Raw genomic sequence first — 14,816 nt, 5'->3', positions numbered from 1 at the left:
TCTCTATCTGTCGGATGTTTCGGGAGCTTTAAAGGTCGGTTATCCGACCATAAAAGATGGCCGGAAAAACCCCGGCACGGATCGCTCCGCGCCGGGGTCTTCTGGCGGCAGGGGCGGCTCGATCAGAAGAAGCCGAGCGCCGTGTCGCTGTAGCTGACCAGCAGGTTCTTGGTCTGCTGATAGTGGTCGAGCATCATCTTGTGGTTCTCGCGGCCGATGCCGGACTGCTTGTACCCGCCGAACGCGGCGTGCGCCGGGTACTGGTGGTAGCAGTTGGTCCACACGCGGCCGGCCTTGATGTCGCGGCCCGCGCGGTAGGCGGTGTTGCCGTCACGGCTCCACACGCCGGCACCCAGGCCGTACAGCGTGTCGTTGGCGATGCTGATCGCCTCGTCGTAATCGCTGAACGAGGTGACCGCGACGACGGGCCCGAAGATCTCCTCCTGGAACAGCCGCATCTTGTTGTGGCCGGTGAAGATCGTCGGCGCGACGTAGTAGCCGCCGTTGAGATCGCCACCGAGTTCCGCACGCTCACCACCGGTGACCAGCTGGGCGCCTTCGCTCTTGCCGATCTCGATGTAGGACAGGATCTTCTCGAGCTGATCGTTGGACGCCTGCGCGCCGATCATCGTCTCGGTGTCCAGCGGATCGCCCTGGCGAACGGCCTTGGTACGGATCGCGGCCAGAGCCAGGAACTCGTCGTAGATGTCGGCCTGGATCAGCGAGCGTGACGGGCAGGTGCACACCTCGCCCTGGTTGAGGGCGAACATTGTGAAGCCCTCGAGCGCCTTGTCCTGATAGTTGTCCGCCTCGGCCATCACATCGTTGAAGAAGATGTTGGGGCTCTTGCCGCCGAGCTCGAGCGTGACGGGGATCAGGTTCTGCGACGCGTACTGCATGATCAGCCGGCCCGTGGTGGTCTCGCCGGTGAACGCGATCTTGGAGATGCGGTTGCTCGACGCCAGCGGCTTGCCGGCCTCGACACCGAACCCGTTGACGATGTTGACCACACCGGCGGGCAGCAGATCGCCGATGACCTCGAACAGGTAGAGGATCGACGCGGGGGTCTGCTCGGCGGGCTTGAGCACGACGGCGTTGCCTGCGGCCAGTGCGGGCGCGAGCTTCCAGGTGGCCATCAGGATCGGGAAGTTCCACGGGATGATCTGGCCGACGACGCCGAGCGGCTCGTGGAAGTGGTAGGCGACGGTGTCGGCGTCCACCTCCGACAGCGAACCTTCTTGTGCGCGAATACATCCGGCGAAATATCGGAAGTGATCGACAGCCAGCGGGATGTCGGCGTTGAGCGTCTCGCGAATCGGCTTGCCGTTGTCCCACGACTCGGCCAGCGCGATGGACTCGAGGTTCTCCTCGATGCGGTCGGCGATCTTGTTGAGGATCACCGCCCGCTCAGCGGCCGAGGTCTTGCCCCAGGCGGGTGCGGCGGCGTGGGCGGCGTCGAGGGCGGCCTCGACATCGGACTCGTCGGAGCGCGGGATCTCGGTGAACGCCTGGCCGGTGACGGGCGTCGGGTTCTCGAAGTAGCGACCTGCCTTCGGCGGCACCCATTGGCCGCCGATGAAGTTCTCGTAGCGAGGCTTGAACGACATCAGCGAGCCGTCGGTCCCCGGTCGGGCATACACAGTCATGGTGGTACTCCTGCTCGTGTGGTGTGCGTCACTGAACCTACGCGCGCCACCGTTGCAGCACGGTTGCATCGATCTGCAACCGAGTCGGAGTCAGCCGAGTTCGTAGTCAATACCGGCGAGATGGCCACGCGCCTGGGCCCGCGCGACCGCGTTCAGCCCGGAGCAGTCCCGCAGCGCCTGCCAGCCCTCGCGATCGTCGCGGCCCTCGGGCAGATCGAGCCAACGCCGCAACAGATCGGCTCGGCCGCGCCGACTCTCCGCGAGCACGGCCTCGCGCAACGTGGTCGACAGAGCGGTCCGCAGGCGTGCCACCGCCGGGGACACCGACTGGCGCAGCAGCGGTCCGGAGTAGCGGTTCAGCGCGGCCTCGACGTCACCGGCGTCCAGCGCGTCGAACACCTCGCCGATGTCGCTGGTGATCGGAGCGAGGAGCCGGTACGGCCGCGAGCCGAGGTTCTCCGCGCCGATCACCTTGCGCAGCCGCGACATCTCCGCACGCACGGTGACGACGTCGAGATCCTTGTCGTCGAGCAGGACGGCGAGGTGGTCCGCGGACAGCCCTTCGGGGTGCCGGCTCAGCAGCACGAGGATGTCGGCGTGCCGGCCTGTCAGATAGGTGGCCTGCAGGTGCCCGTACGCATCGGAGGTCACCCAGCGGGGCCGGTCGCCGCCGAGGACCACGAGATGCGGTTTGCGCGCTGCCGGTTCGGGGCCGATCCCGGCGACCCGCAGCAGCGCGAGGTGGTTCTCCACGGCCACCGCGGTGGCGCGCACCAGCGCCAGGGTCTGCGACGACGCCACCTGCGCGTCACCGGTCAGGTCGATCGCGCCCAGTAGTGCCCCGGTGGTCGGATCGTGCACGGGCGCGGCAGTACAACTCCACGGCTGGACGATGCGGGAGAAATGCTCCGAGCCGTGGATCTGGAGTTCCCGGTCCAGGGCGAGCGCTGTCCCGGGGGCGTTGGTGCCGGCGCCTTGTTCGCTCCAGTCGGCGCCGGGCACGAAGTTCATCGCTTCGGCGCGGCGGCAGGCGTTCGGGTCGCCCTCGACCCACAGCAATGTGCCGTCGGCGGCGCTGACGGCGACCACCACGCCAGAGTCGACAGCGTCGTTGACCAGCAGGCGACGGATGACCGGCAGCGCCGGTGCCAGCGGGTGGGTGTCGCGCAGCCTGGCGATCGCGGCGACGGCTTCGGCGGCCCGGGCGCCGTGGAAATCGGGGTCGACGCCGACGGCGCGGCTGCGTTCCCAGCTCTGCGCGACGACCGGCCGGACGGCCGAGTTCAGGTCGCTGGCATCGACCTCGCCAGCGATGAACTTCTCGTGGACGGTGCGCAGCGTCGCCGACGGCGGCCGGGAGCCAACCCGCCCGTTAGTCGTTTTCGCTGTTGCCACGGGGCGATCCTTTGTGTCCGCCATCACACCGGTTTCCCACCCTATCCCAAGGCGGCACTGTGCGACCCCCGGTCGGCTCCCCTCCTCCCGGGGGTCGCACAGCGTTGACGTGGGGTGCGTCAGGCACCCCAAGCGTGGGCGGCGCTGCGGTCGGTCGCCGCGACGTCGTCGGCGCCGTCGCGCACCGCATTACCCAGTCGGAACAGGATGTCGTTGAGCGCGGCCGCGGATTGCTCCCACCGCGCCTGCTCGACCCGGTACGCCTCGGCGGCGTCGCGGGTCCAGACCTGTTGCAGCGGTGCGATCTGAGTGCGCAGATCGTCCAACGCGGCATTGAAGCGGGACGAGGTCGCGTGGATCTGCTGGCGGATCGTGTGCTCGATGGCGGCGAAATCGTAGGACAGCATCGGGTCCATGTCGGTCCTCCTACAACTGCGCCGAGGCCGAGCCGATGGCGTCGGCATGGCTGTCGGTGACGTGTCGCAAGGTCCGCTCGTTGTCGCGGATGGTCTCGGCGATGCGCTGCAGCGCAGCGTGCAGCCGCAGGGACTCCGCATTCCAGCGGTCGACCACGTCACGGAACCGGGCGGCCGCGGCCCCGCCCCACACCGAGGCGGGCACACTGCTCATCTGGCCGATGAACGTGGCCAGCATGGCGCGGATCTCCTCGTTGCGGGCATCGGTCCTGCCCGCCACCGCGGCCATGAGGTCGAAGTCGGTGGCGAGTGCTCCACCGGTGGTGCCTGACGGGATCGGCATCGAAGATCCTTCCATTTCGATTGTGGTTGTACATGTTTGGACGCACCAGAGGCCGGATCGGTTCCGTCGACTCATCCTGCGACCGCGTGGGCGCTGCGCACCGCCCGGGCGCACGCCGCCGCGATCGCATCGGTGTCGCCGGGCTCGCTTTGACAGCCCACCGCGATACGGACGTTCCCGTCGCCGACCACCGCCCACCGGGTCTGGCTGCCGTCGCGCAGTTCGCGGTAGGTCACCGCGGCGCGGTCGCCGACCGCACCGTCGGGTCGGAAGTCCACGAACACCCCTGCGGGCGCGGATGCGATTGCACGGCGCAGGGATTCGGCGATGCCCTCGAGGTCGGCAGGTCCGAGGGACTGTGTGAGGTGCAGCGCCGGGAGGCCACCGGGTGCGGACACTCGAACACGGGCCGATCCCGGCCCCGACGTGATGCGTTCCGCCGCCCAGTCGGCGGGCACCTCGATGGCGGCCCGGCCTTCGGTGAGCACCCTCCACTGCGGGGGCGCCGGGTCGCGCAGCACCCAGGGGACGATCGACGCGACCATGACGGCCGCGCCCAGGACGAGTGCGGGTCGGTGGAACCGAGGCCGCGTCGTCAGCGTCGCCGCGACCGCGGCCTCCACGTCCTCCCGCCCGATGCGCCGACCGGTGACCCACGTCGGGACGGCGACACCGGCAGGTATGTCGACCAGCTCGGGGTGCGGTGACGTCAGCTCATCACGGCCGACGACTCGCAGTGGCCGGCCGGGTTCGGCGATCGCGAGGACGTCGGCGGCGACCTCGACGACGGTCGAGGACAGCGAGGCGCTCAGCAGGGGCCCGCGACCGAACACCCGAACGTCGTCGGTGACGGCGCCCGCGGCGTCGGTCACGACCGCCGTCCAGCGGGCCGGCCACCAGCTGGGCACCACCAGTGCCAGGGAGCGCACTCGCCCTCCGGTCGTCGCTGAAAGCACCTCGCGCAGAACGTCAGTCACCTCGACGACGCGACCCTCCACGACCGTGAGCCGATCACCCACGGCGGCGAGAGCCGCTTCGGCCCACCCCGCCGGCGGACCATCGGGGCCCCGCACCGTCGCCGGGCCGACCTCGACGACCACCGGTGTCATGGCGGGTCGTGCCATCCCACCTGGACCAGTTCGTCGGCGCGGCCGCGCACCGACAGCACGCCACGGCCGGGCGGCAGCGGCGCAGGACGGGTGCTGCCCAGCAGCATCCCCTCCTCAGGCGAGGCGCTCATCAGGAAGCCGCTGCAGCCCATCTCACGCAGGCGCGTCAGCACCGGGTCGAACATCGCCCGCGCCGCTCCACCGGATCGACGAGCGACGACGATGTGCAGCCCGAGATCCTTGGCGTGGGGCAAGAAATCGGCCAGCGGGGTGAGCGGGTTGCCGGTGGGGCCGGCCACCAGGTCGTAATCGTCGACGACGACGTAGATCTCGGGCCCGGTCCACCACGACCGTGCACGCAGTTGCCGCTGGGTGACGTGTTCGTCGGGCATGCGAGCGGTCAGCCGGGCGGTCAGGGCGCTCAGCCGCGCCTCCAGCGCCACGGGAGATGCCGAATAGCCTGCGAGATGGCCGGTTTCGACGACGCCGAGCAGGGTGCGCCGATAGTCGACGATCTCCAACGAGACGTCCTCCGGTGAGTGCGTCCGGATCAGATCGATGCACAGCGTGCGCAGCAGAGCCGATTTGCCGGATTCGCCGTCACCGAGGATCAGCAGGTGCGGATTCTCGGCGACGTTCAGACTGACGGCGCCGAGGTCGCGCTCCCCCAGACCGACGAGCACGTGACCGCGCTGCCTCGGCCCGGCACCGATCGAATCGAGATGCACTGTGGTCGGCAGCAATTCGACTCGTGGCGCGCGCCGTCCCCCGGTATGGAGGCAGACATGCGCGGCTCCCGGCAGGGCGATCGCCATCTGGTGACCGTCGTGGGTCAGGCCGCGCCCGGCCGGTGCGGCGCTCAGTTCACGAGCGCGCCGCCGATCCATCTCCGACTCGGCGGGCTCCCCGAGCCTCAGTTCGATGCGTGTGCCGATCTGGTCTTTCAGTGCCGGGCGCAGATCGGCCCATCGGGACGCTGCCAGCACCACATGCACCCCGTAGGAGAGACCGCGTGTCGCGAGTGTGGTGATCGCGGGCTCGAGAGACTCGAATTCACCTCGCACGGTGGACCATCCGTCGACGACGAGGAACACGTCCGGATCGTCGTCGTCGCGGCAACCCTCCTCCCGCCGCCGCAGAACGGCCTCGAGGTGCGCCACGGTACGACGGCACAGGTCGGCCTCGTGCCGGCCGGCCACGCACCCGACATGCGGGAGGTCCCGCACCGCAGCCAGGCCACCACCGCCGAAGTCCAGGCAGTAGAACTGCACCGCGGCGGCGTCGTGGCGCGCGGCGAGCGCGGCCACCAGCGTCCGCAGCGCCGTCGACTTCCCCGATTGTGGTGCGCCGACGATCGCGGCATTGCCCGCCGCCCCGCTCATGTCGACGACCAGCGGCTCGTACCGCTGCTCGAACGGGCGGTCGACCAGGCCGATCGGCACACGCAGTGGGCTCGGCTCGATCCGATCCAGCAGGTCCTCGAGGATCGGCGAACGCCGCAGCGGCGGCAACCACACGCGATGCGCCTGGGGGCCGTGTCCTTCGAGCCTGGCCACCATCGTGGCGAGCAGTGGTCTCGAGTGTGTTCGTTGTTCGGCGGGAGTCCGCCGGCCCGGTGTGAACGGTGCGACGACGCGTGCGTTCTCGGCGGCCGGGAGGGTGACCGGCAGGCGGCCGGAGACGAACGCGGTCTGGAATCGGGTGACCTGCCCGGTCGCGGCTTTGAGGAACGCAGCGCCGGGACGGGCGGGGAGGTGGTAGGCGTCGGGTGTCCCGAGAACAGCACGAGAGTCGGCCGCCGAGAACGTCTTCAGGCAGACGCGGTAGGACAGGTGGGCTTCCAGGCCCCGCAGCCGCCCCTCGTCGAGGCGTTGGCTGGCCAACAAGAGATGGATGCCCAGTGAGCGGCCGAGCCGGCCGACCGCGACGAACAGGTCGGCGAAATCGGGATGCTGGCTGAGCAGCTCGGAGAACTCGTCGATGACGACGAACAGGGATGGCAACGCGACCATCTGGGAATCACGGGCGCGCGCACGGCGGTACGCCGCGATGTCGGCGAGGTTGCCCGCCGCTCGCAACAGCTCCTGCCTGCGGGTGATCTCGCCGGAGAGCGCGTCGCGCATTCTGGCCACCAGCGGCGCCTCGTCGGCCAGGTTCGTGATCACCGCCGAGACGTGGGTGACGCTGTCCAGACCGAGAAAGGTGGCCCCACCCTTGAAGTCGACGAGGATGAGGTTCAACTCGTCGGGCGGATGCGCGGTGATCATGCCGAGCACCAAGGTGCGCAGGAACTCCGACTTGCCGGACCCCGTCGCACCCACACAGAGCCCGTGCGGACCCATGCCGCCGGCTGCGGCCTCCTTGATGTCGAGCTCGACCACCGCTCCGTCCTCACCCACCCCGATCGGCACGCGCAGGGGCGTGCCGGCGCGCTGCGACCACCGGGCGACCGGGTCGAAGGCGCCCGGATCCTCGATGCCCATCAAGGCCGGCCAGCCGTCACGACGAGACGACGCGCTCTGCGGCGTCCAGCGGGCCACCCGACGCGCGCACGCGAGCGCCTCCGGACGGGACAGCACGTCGTAGCGGGCAGCCACCTCCACGCCGTCGACAACCAGCCCCACCGGTGACCGTGCGGCGCAGATCTGCACGACGGTCACGCCGTCGTCGAGCGGCGGCGCAGGCCCGTCGGCGACGATCACCCGGTGCCGTGGCGTGTCATCCGCACGCGTGTGCGGAAGCCATGCCAGCCAATCCCATTCGCCCCCGTCCCTCGGGGCGGTCGTGATTCCCAGCAGGGCGGGCGGATGAGCGACCGCCATCTGGCACACAAGCGCCCGCACCACCGCTCGGCAGGTGCCGGGTTCGCCGGTGACCGTGATCGATCTCGCGTGGAGCAACGACACCAGGACGGGCGACTCCGGCGCGGACGACGCGGCAGCGGCCAGTCGCCGCACCGCTGTGGCAGTGACGGGGTCGGCGTCGTCGTCCGGGGCGAGCTCTGGCAGCACGATCTCTGTCATCGGCGCCACGTCACCGATCCCGATCCTGACGCAGAGGAATTCGGGATGCGTGTCGCCGCGCTGCCACATCTGTCGGGTGCCGACGAGCGGCCAGAGCGCATCCGGGTCGGGATGGTGGCGGTACATCCACCTGTGCTGGGTGGCGGCACCGCTGTGCACGGCGGCATCGACGGTGTCGAGATAGCGCAGATAATCTGCGCGCTGGGCGTTGATCTCCGCGGTGCGGGCGCCGCCGCGACCGCCGTGGACCAGCATGCCGATCAGCGAGACCAGCATCATGGCGGGTAGCACCAGGAACATCGGGCTGCGCGACGTCGATGCGCCCGACCGCAGGTACAGCGCGCTCATGCCCACCATGGCGACGATCATCGCGACCGGCATCAACCGCGCCACCGGGTTGACCGGTGTCGCCTCGGGCAGCGGCGGTGGCGCCTCGAGCGCGATCCGGCCGCCCGGTCGGCGCAGGGATTCCATGTAGAAGCAGACGCACCAGCACGCGCTGCGGTTCCCTCGGACGCCGGAGAATTTCGGTGCGCTCACCCCTCTGGTGTGCGAGTTACGTTGCTGTGGTGATCGATACGGTGCGTCGAGTGGCTGTCCACCTACCTCGGCAGCAACGCAGCGCTGAGGTCGTGCTCCCCGCCGGGTGCCCGATCGCCGTCCTTCTGCCCTCGCTGGTGGAGTTCGCGCTGGGCGACGACACACACGAAGTGGAGCCCATCCGGTGGGTTCTCGGCCCGGCCGTCGGAATGCCGTTCGACCCGGCGAAGAGTCTGCACGACAACGGGGTTCGCGACGGTGATCTGCTACTCCTGACCGACGAGCCGATGCCACCGCCCCGAATCCGCGCGGGCACACCCATCACCGCGGTCATCACCGCGGGGCGCGAGTCCACTGCGCGTACCGACGGATGGGACGTCGCGGTCACAGTCATCGTGGCGTTGGCGCTTGCCGCGGTACTCGGGTGGGCCGGGCGCGCGACCGGACATGACGCGGCCCTGTGGGTGAGCGCGGCGATCGCAGCGGGTGCCGCGGTGGCCGCTGTCGCGGGCTGGGTCACGCCGCCACTGACCGATGCCCTGGGCATGGGCGCGGTCGGTCACGCCGCAGTCACCGGAGCGCTGGCCGCAGCGGACTTGTCCGGGGCGGCCGTCGCGGTCTTCGCGTCGGGGGCGGCCGTCGCGATGGCGGTGTGCCTGTCGATGTCTTCGAGCCGCACCGCAGTCGGCGTGAGGCCTGCGATGATCGCGTGCGCCGCGGCGAGCGGCGCGGCCACAGCGGCCGCGGTCATCGGTGCGCTGTCGGATCTGGGCGTCGGGGCGGTCGGTGCGCTGGCGACGTGTATAGCGCTCGCCGGACTCGGGGCCGCCGCTCCACTGGCGGCGGCCATATCCGGCATCGGGCCGACACGACACATGGTCGGTCCACACCGCGCACAGGCGGCGCACCGACTGCTCACGGGTATGACGGCGGGCTGGTCCGCGACTGCGGTCACCGGTCTCGCACTCGTCGCTGCCGACGCTGCCGAATCACGGCTCGCGGCAACCGTGTTCGCCGGTGTCGTCGGAGGCGTGCTGCTCCTGCGGCACCGCGTGCACTGCGATCCCGCCCGTCGGCTGATCCTGGGCGGGACCGGTCTCGCGGCGCTGGCGATCGCACTTCTCGTCGCGGTCACGGCCCGCCCGCTCATGGCGCCATGGTGGTGTTGCGGCGTCGCTGCCACCGGAGCAGCTATGATCCGCCTGCGAGGTTGGCATCCGAACCCGTTGCTGCACAGCGCCCTTCGCGCCACCGACTATGTCGCCATCGCCGCCGTCCTGCCGCTGGGCGCCTGGCTCGTCGGGGTGTACGACGCGGCACGCGCAGTGAACCTGCCGTGAGGAGCATCGGTCGTGTCCTCGCAGTCACCGCGCTCACCATGGGTTTGGCGCCGCCGGCGCCGGCGAGCGCGTCGGTCTCTCCCCCGCCGATCGACGACACCCTGCTCCCTCCCTCGGGATCAGCGCGGCCACCGCTGCCCACCGAACAGCGGGTCGACTGCGTGGCCGTGCGCGCCGCGACGACACGCGGCCACCTCCTCGACGACGTGTCGCTGGTGTGGCCGCTGACCCGTGGCGCCGGGCAGACGGTCGCAGTCATCGACACCGGGGTGGCCCGCCATCGCCGCCTTCCGCACGTCATCCCGGGCGGCGACTTCGTCAGCACCGGGGACGGGACCGCGGATTGTGACGGCCACGGCACGATCGTCGCCGGACTCATCGGAGCGAGCCAGGACCCGTCGGATGGCTTCGCCGGCGTGGCGCCCGATGCATCACTGCTGGCGATTCGCCAGTCCAGCAACAAGTTCGACGTCGCCGGCGGCTCGACGGGGTCCGGCGTAGGGGACGTCGAGACCCTGGCCGCGGCGGTCCGGCTCGCGGCGGACCGAGGCGCGACGGTCATCAACATCTCGTCGGTGGCGTGCCTGCCCGCCGATGCCGGCCTCGACGATCGCGCCCTCGGCGCAGCCCTGGCCTACGCCGTCGACGTCGCGAACGCCGTCGTCGTCAGCGCGGCGGGCAACGTGGGCGGCACCGGCCAGTGCCCCCAGCAGAACGGCCGTGACGCGACGGTGGTCGCCAGCCCCGCCTGGTACGACGACTACGTGCTGACCGTCGGATCGTCCCGCGCGGACGGCGCCGCCTCCGACTTCAGCCTCGCCGGGCCGTGGGTGGACGTCGCCGCACCCGGCGAGAACGTCTTGTCCCTGGCAGCCGCCGCCGACGGTGTCGTGGATTCGTCGGTGAGCGGAGCACCGTTGTCCGGCACCAGCTTCGCGGCGCCGTTGGTCTCGGGGCTCGCCGCCCTCGTGCGGTCGCGGCATCCGGAGCTCACCGCGCGCCAGGTGATGGCCCGCATCGAGGACACCGCGCGCCATCCGGCGGCCGGCTGGTCCCCGACGGTCGGGCACGGCGTCGTCGACGTCCTGGCCGCGGTCGGCGACGTGGCTCCGCCGTCGGCGCCACGCGCGGCGACGTCGGTCTCCGGCATGCCGACCCAGGAGCGTCCGCATGAGCCGGTGTCGCCGATGCGCGCGGTGCTGCTGTGCGGCGGGCTCGTCGGCGCGGTGGCTGTCACCGGTGCGGCACTGCGCCGGTCACGGCCCCGCGACGAGGACGTCGCGGGCGACTGACGCGGCCCGCACGCTCAGGTCTGGCCCCCGGGGCAGTCCCGCCAGGAAGACCCAGGGAATCGGTGATTCTGGCGGCGTGAGTCCCAATCGTTGTGCAGTGTCGGTGTTCTCGACGCCGAACACCGCACCGGAGTCGGCCAGCAGGAAGAGCGGCCCCGTATCGGTCTCGCCGCCCAGTGCTACCGAACGCACCAACAGTGCACCGCCACCGGACATCGCGAACGCGTCGACGGCAGGGCCGGCATCATCGGCCTGCGCCAGCGCGACGCCGGATTCCGGTGTCGCGTCGGCGATCACGACGGCACTGTGCACACCGGATTCGTCGGGTCCCGGCTGCCAGCGGGCGCACACCACCCGCGCGGATGTCATGCCGGCACGGTCGGGATACGTGGTGACCGGCAACGTTTCCACCACTGGAAGCGTGCCGAGGACATCGGGCGCCACCGTCGACTCCGTCGCGTCGACCCGACCATCGGTGTAGCGGATCAGATCCGCGGTGACGGGGCTGACCCGCTGCAGACCTCCGCGCAGGACCACGAACTGCGCATCGCTACCGGCGACGTCGATCACTGTTCCCACCGGATGGTCGCGCAGCGGGCCCGGTCCCGGCGCCCCGCGGTCCGGGATCTGTGGGGCCACGACGCGGGGCGCCTCGGGTAGCGCAGCCAGTACGGCCTCGGAGATCGGGCGCGGCGTGACACCGTCGAGGCGCAATGCGCGAACGACGGCAGGGTGGCGCAGGTCGACCCGGGCCTTCGCGGCGCCGTAGAGCAGATAGGTCAAAGCGGGGTTGGCCCCACGGGGCGTCACCAGGATGGGCTGCTGCGGCACTGCGACAGCGGGCTCCGACGCTGCGACGATCACCGTGGTCCGGCCGTCCTCGTCGCACACCATCACCGAATCGGGGGTCGATGCCGGCGAAAGATGATGCGGTGCTCCGGGTATGCCCATCACCGCACCGCGGGCATGAGCGTCGACAGCTGTCTGCGACACCACCCGCGGCGCATCTGAGCGGCCCGTGATCAGCCGCGCCGAGGCCAGATTGAACACCGGGTGCAGGGTGTCGTCGACCTGCACGTAGAGCGCGCCGGTCTCCCGGACCACGACGACCGGCGCGTCCCCGATATCGGTCGCCGGCCCGAGCACTGCGATGACGGCGCACGCGGCGACCCCGGCAACCGCAAGCACTGCGCCGGTGGTGAGCGAAAGCGACTGTGCGCGAAGCGGATCGTCGAGCATCCTGGCGTCTCCGCGGACCAGCGCGTGGGCCATGCGGCGCATCAGGAATCGGTGGCCGCTGACCTGCAGCCGTGTCGTCGGTTGACGCATGACACCCCCGTGGGTCAGCGTAACGGTGCACCGACGGGGGTCAGATCACTTGTTGGAGCGCCGTTCCCGATATGCGGCGACGTGTTGACGGTTGCCGCAGTTGCCGGTGTCGCAGAACTTGCCCGAGCGATTGCGCGAGAGGTCGACCAGCACGGCCTCACAATCCGGTGCCGCACAGATCTTGAGGCGGCGTAGGTCGCCCGCGCGGATCAGGTCCGCCAGCGCCATCGCGAACTCCGCGCCCATGCGCTGCCACAGCGGGTCGTGCACGGAGGCCAGATGCAGGTGCCACTCGGGCATCTCCGGATGTCGAGTCAGCCACGGCGCTGCGCGCGTGTCGGCGAGCAAGGCGTTCACCTGACCCACCGCTCGGGCCTCGTCGTCGGCGATCTCCCAGATCCCGCCCAGCCTGGCGCGCAGCCGATGCACCGACTCCAGCTCGGCGGCGTCGCGATCCCGCCGCCCGGTCCAGCCGAAGCTGTCCAGGTACTCGTCGAGGGCATGCAGGTCGACGAGCTGCTCGCCGTCGACCCGATCGGTGTTGATCAGCACCGCCGCTGCCCGCAGGGTCAGCTCGGTGTCATGACTGAAAATCATTTGACTCGTGACTCCTTCCGGCAGTAGCGTCACGACCAAAGTTCAGTTTACTCATGTCGCCGCAGATCAGACTTGTGGAGGTGCACCCATGGCCGTGCTCACGCCGAGCTCGCAGTTCCGTAGCGGCCTCCTCTTCGCGGTTGCCTCGGCGTTCGCCTTCGGTTGCTCGGGTCCGTTCGGCAAGGCCCTGATGACCGCCGGCTGGAGCCCGACCGCCGCGGTGACCGCCCGACTGGCCGGCGGCGCGCTGGCGATGGCCGTGTTCGCCACCGTTGCACATCCGGGGTGGTTGCGCGAGGCGCGCCACCACGTGCGCACGGTCGTGGCCTACGGGCTCGTCCCCATCGCCGGTGCGCAGCTGTTCTACTACAACGCCGTCGCCCACCTCGCGGTCGGCGTCGCACTGCTGCTCGAGTACACCGCGCCGATCCTGGTCGTGGGCTGGCTGTGGGCGACCACACGGCGGCGGCCCAGCGCGCTGACGCTGTCCGGCGTGGTGTTGGCGATCGCCGGCATCACCGCCGTGCTCGGACTGGTCGGCCCGCACGGCTTCTCCCCGGTCGACTTCGATCTCGTCGGCGTCGCCTTCGGCCTCGCCGCCGCGGTGTGCGCGGCCTGCTACTTCCTGATGTCGGAGAAGGTGTCGGGCCCTGACAGCGAGGCAGGTACACCGCAGAATCCGAGGCTGCACCCGATCACCCTGGCGACGGCCGGTCTGTTCGTCGGCGCCGTGGCGGTGGCCGCGATCGGCGTCACCGGCGTGATGCCGATGACGTTCACCGCCAACGACACCGTGGTCGCCGGCATGACCACATCCTGGGTGCTGCCGGTCGTCGCCCTGGCCCTGTTCCCCACCGCGATCGCCTACACCTTGGGCATCGTCAGCATCGCCCGCCTCAAGCCGCGGTTCGCCTCGCTGGTCGGCCTGTCCGAAGTCATGTTCGCCGTCCTCGCTGCGTGGGTCTTGGTCGGCGAGGCCGTCACCGCGATGCAGGCCGTGGGCGGGGCCATCGTCCTCGCCGGATTGGCGCTGGCCCGTCAGGGTGACCGCGGCGACCTCGCAGAGGTGAATGCCGCGACCTGGCCGGATGCTCCGCTAGGTGAGCTAACATCACCTAGATGATGATCGATCTTGATGCGCGCCGGGTAGCGGCACTTGCTGCGACCGCTCTCACGGTCGCCGCGATGGTCGCGACACCCGCCCTCACCGCGCCCACGGCCGCGGCCCAGGGCTGCCCCGACATCGAAGTCGTCTTCGCCCGCGGCACCGACGAGCCGCCCGGTCTCGGCCGCGTCGGAGGCGCCTTCGTCAATTCCCTCGAGGGACGGGTGGGGGGCCGCTCGGTCGGGTCCTACGCCGTGAACTACCCGGCGTCGTTCGACTTCCTCCAAGTCGCGGCGGGCGCCAACGACGCCAGCGGCCACATCCAGTACATGATCGACAACTGCCCGAACACCCGATTGGTGTTGGGCGGCTACTCCCAGGGCGCCGCCGTGATCGACGTCATCGCCGCCGTTCCCGTGCCGGGCGCCGGCTTCACCGCGCCGCTGTCGCCGAACGCTCCCGACCACGTGGCGGCGATCGCCGTGTTCGGCAATCCCTCGGCGAAGATCGGGCTCCCGCTGACGTCGAGCCCCGTCTGGGGTGGCCGATCCATCGACCTGTGCGCGCCCAACGATCCGGTCTGCTCGGGCGGCGACGACGTCCCCGCGCACAGCACCTACGCGTCGTCCGGGATGACCGACCAGGCTGCCGGATTCGTCGCGGCACTTTTGTAGCTCAGCT

Annotated in this window: 12 protein-coding genes; 4 read left to right on the top strand and 8 right to left on the bottom strand. The window is 70.4% G+C overall.

Annotated features, from left to right (window positions below; translation table 11 throughout):
* Positions 1–122: 122 nt before the first annotated feature.
* The 6 genes from adh to eccCa form a co-directional block, all read right to left on the bottom strand.
* Positions 123–1,646, bottom strand: a complete 1,524-nt coding sequence (adh, locus tag PGN37_RS16465; protein WP_335332070.1) for an aldehyde dehydrogenase — start codon at positions 1,644–1,646, stop codon at positions 123–125.
* A 90-nt stretch (positions 1,647–1,736) separates the two neighbouring features.
* Positions 1,737–3,065 (bottom strand): helix-turn-helix domain-containing protein, encoded by a 1,329-nt coding sequence (locus PGN37_RS16460; protein ID WP_335332115.1) that lies wholly within the window; start codon positions 3,063–3,065, stop codon positions 1,737–1,739.
* A 95-nt stretch (positions 3,066–3,160) separates the two neighbouring features.
* Positions 3,161–3,457 carry a WXG100 family type VII secretion target gene (locus PGN37_RS16455; RefSeq protein WP_335332069.1) on the bottom strand — a complete coding sequence of 99 codons (297 nt, stop codon included), beginning with the start codon at positions 3,455–3,457 and terminating at the stop codon, positions 3,161–3,163.
* 10 nt (positions 3,458–3,467) lie between these two features.
* The gene (locus tag PGN37_RS16450; RefSeq protein ID WP_335332068.1) at positions 3,468–3,800 is read right to left on the bottom strand and encodes a WXG100 family type VII secretion target; all 333 of its coding nucleotides are present in this window, start codon (positions 3,798–3,800) and stop codon (positions 3,468–3,470) included.
* A gap of 71 nt (positions 3,801–3,871) precedes the next feature.
* Complete coding sequence (locus PGN37_RS16445) at positions 3,872–4,924, bottom strand: type VII secretion-associated protein (RefSeq protein ID WP_335332067.1); 1,053 nt, start codon at positions 4,922–4,924, stop codon at positions 3,872–3,874.
* Entirely contained in the window at positions 4,906–8,406 is a 3,501-nt protein-coding gene (gene eccCa / locus PGN37_RS16440) for a type VII secretion protein EccCa (protein WP_335332114.1), read from the bottom strand. Before eccCa ends, PGN37_RS16445 begins: the two co-directional genes overlap by 19 nt.
* Before the next feature lie 116 nt (positions 8,407–8,522).
* Between eccCa and eccD the strand changes: the two genes are divergently transcribed.
* Positions 8,523–9,812, top strand: coding sequence for a type VII secretion integral membrane protein EccD (eccD, locus tag PGN37_RS16435; protein WP_335332066.1), 1,290 nt, complete (start codon positions 8,523–8,525; stop codon positions 9,810–9,812).
* Between the two features lie 38 nt (positions 9,813–9,850).
* Complete coding sequence (gene mycP / locus PGN37_RS16430) at positions 9,851–11,104, top strand: type VII secretion-associated serine protease mycosin (RefSeq protein WP_335332113.1); 1,254 nt, start codon at positions 9,851–9,853, stop codon at positions 11,102–11,104.
* On the opposite strand, the gene eccB is transcribed toward mycP, so the two are convergent.
* Positions 11,069–12,433 (bottom strand): type VII secretion protein EccB, encoded by a 1,365-nt coding sequence (gene eccB, locus PGN37_RS16425; protein ID WP_335332065.1) that lies wholly within the window; start codon positions 12,431–12,433, stop codon positions 11,069–11,071. The genes mycP and eccB overlap by 36 nt on opposite strands.
* Before the next feature lie 45 nt (positions 12,434–12,478).
* Positions 12,479–13,030 carry a CGNR zinc finger domain-containing protein gene (locus tag PGN37_RS16420; protein ID WP_335332064.1) on the bottom strand — a complete coding sequence of 184 codons (552 nt, stop codon included), beginning with the start codon at positions 13,028–13,030 and terminating at the stop codon, positions 12,479–12,481.
* An 88-nt stretch (positions 13,031–13,118) separates the two neighbouring features.
* On the opposite strand from PGN37_RS16420, the gene PGN37_RS16415 reads away from it, so the two are divergent.
* Together PGN37_RS16415 and PGN37_RS16410 are read left to right on the top strand one after the other, a co-directional pair.
* A complete protein-coding gene (locus PGN37_RS16415) occupies positions 13,119–14,153 on the top strand; it encodes an EamA family transporter (RefSeq protein WP_335332063.1) in 1,035 nt (344 codons plus the stop codon).
* Positions 14,150–14,809 (top strand): cutinase family protein, encoded by a 660-nt coding sequence (locus PGN37_RS16410; protein ID WP_335332061.1) that lies wholly within the window; start codon positions 14,150–14,152, stop codon positions 14,807–14,809. The genes PGN37_RS16415 and PGN37_RS16410 overlap by 4 nt, the downstream gene beginning before the upstream one ends.
* The last annotated feature ends 7 nt before the right edge of the window (positions 14,810–14,816 follow it).

The sequence above is a fragment of the Mycobacterium kyogaense genome (genome assembly GCF_036946525.1).
In the GTDB taxonomy this organism is placed as follows: Bacteria; Actinomycetota; Actinomycetes; order Mycobacteriales; family Mycobacteriaceae; genus Mycobacterium; species Mycobacterium kyogaense_A.
This window is presented reverse-complemented; position numbering and strand designations above follow the sequence as displayed.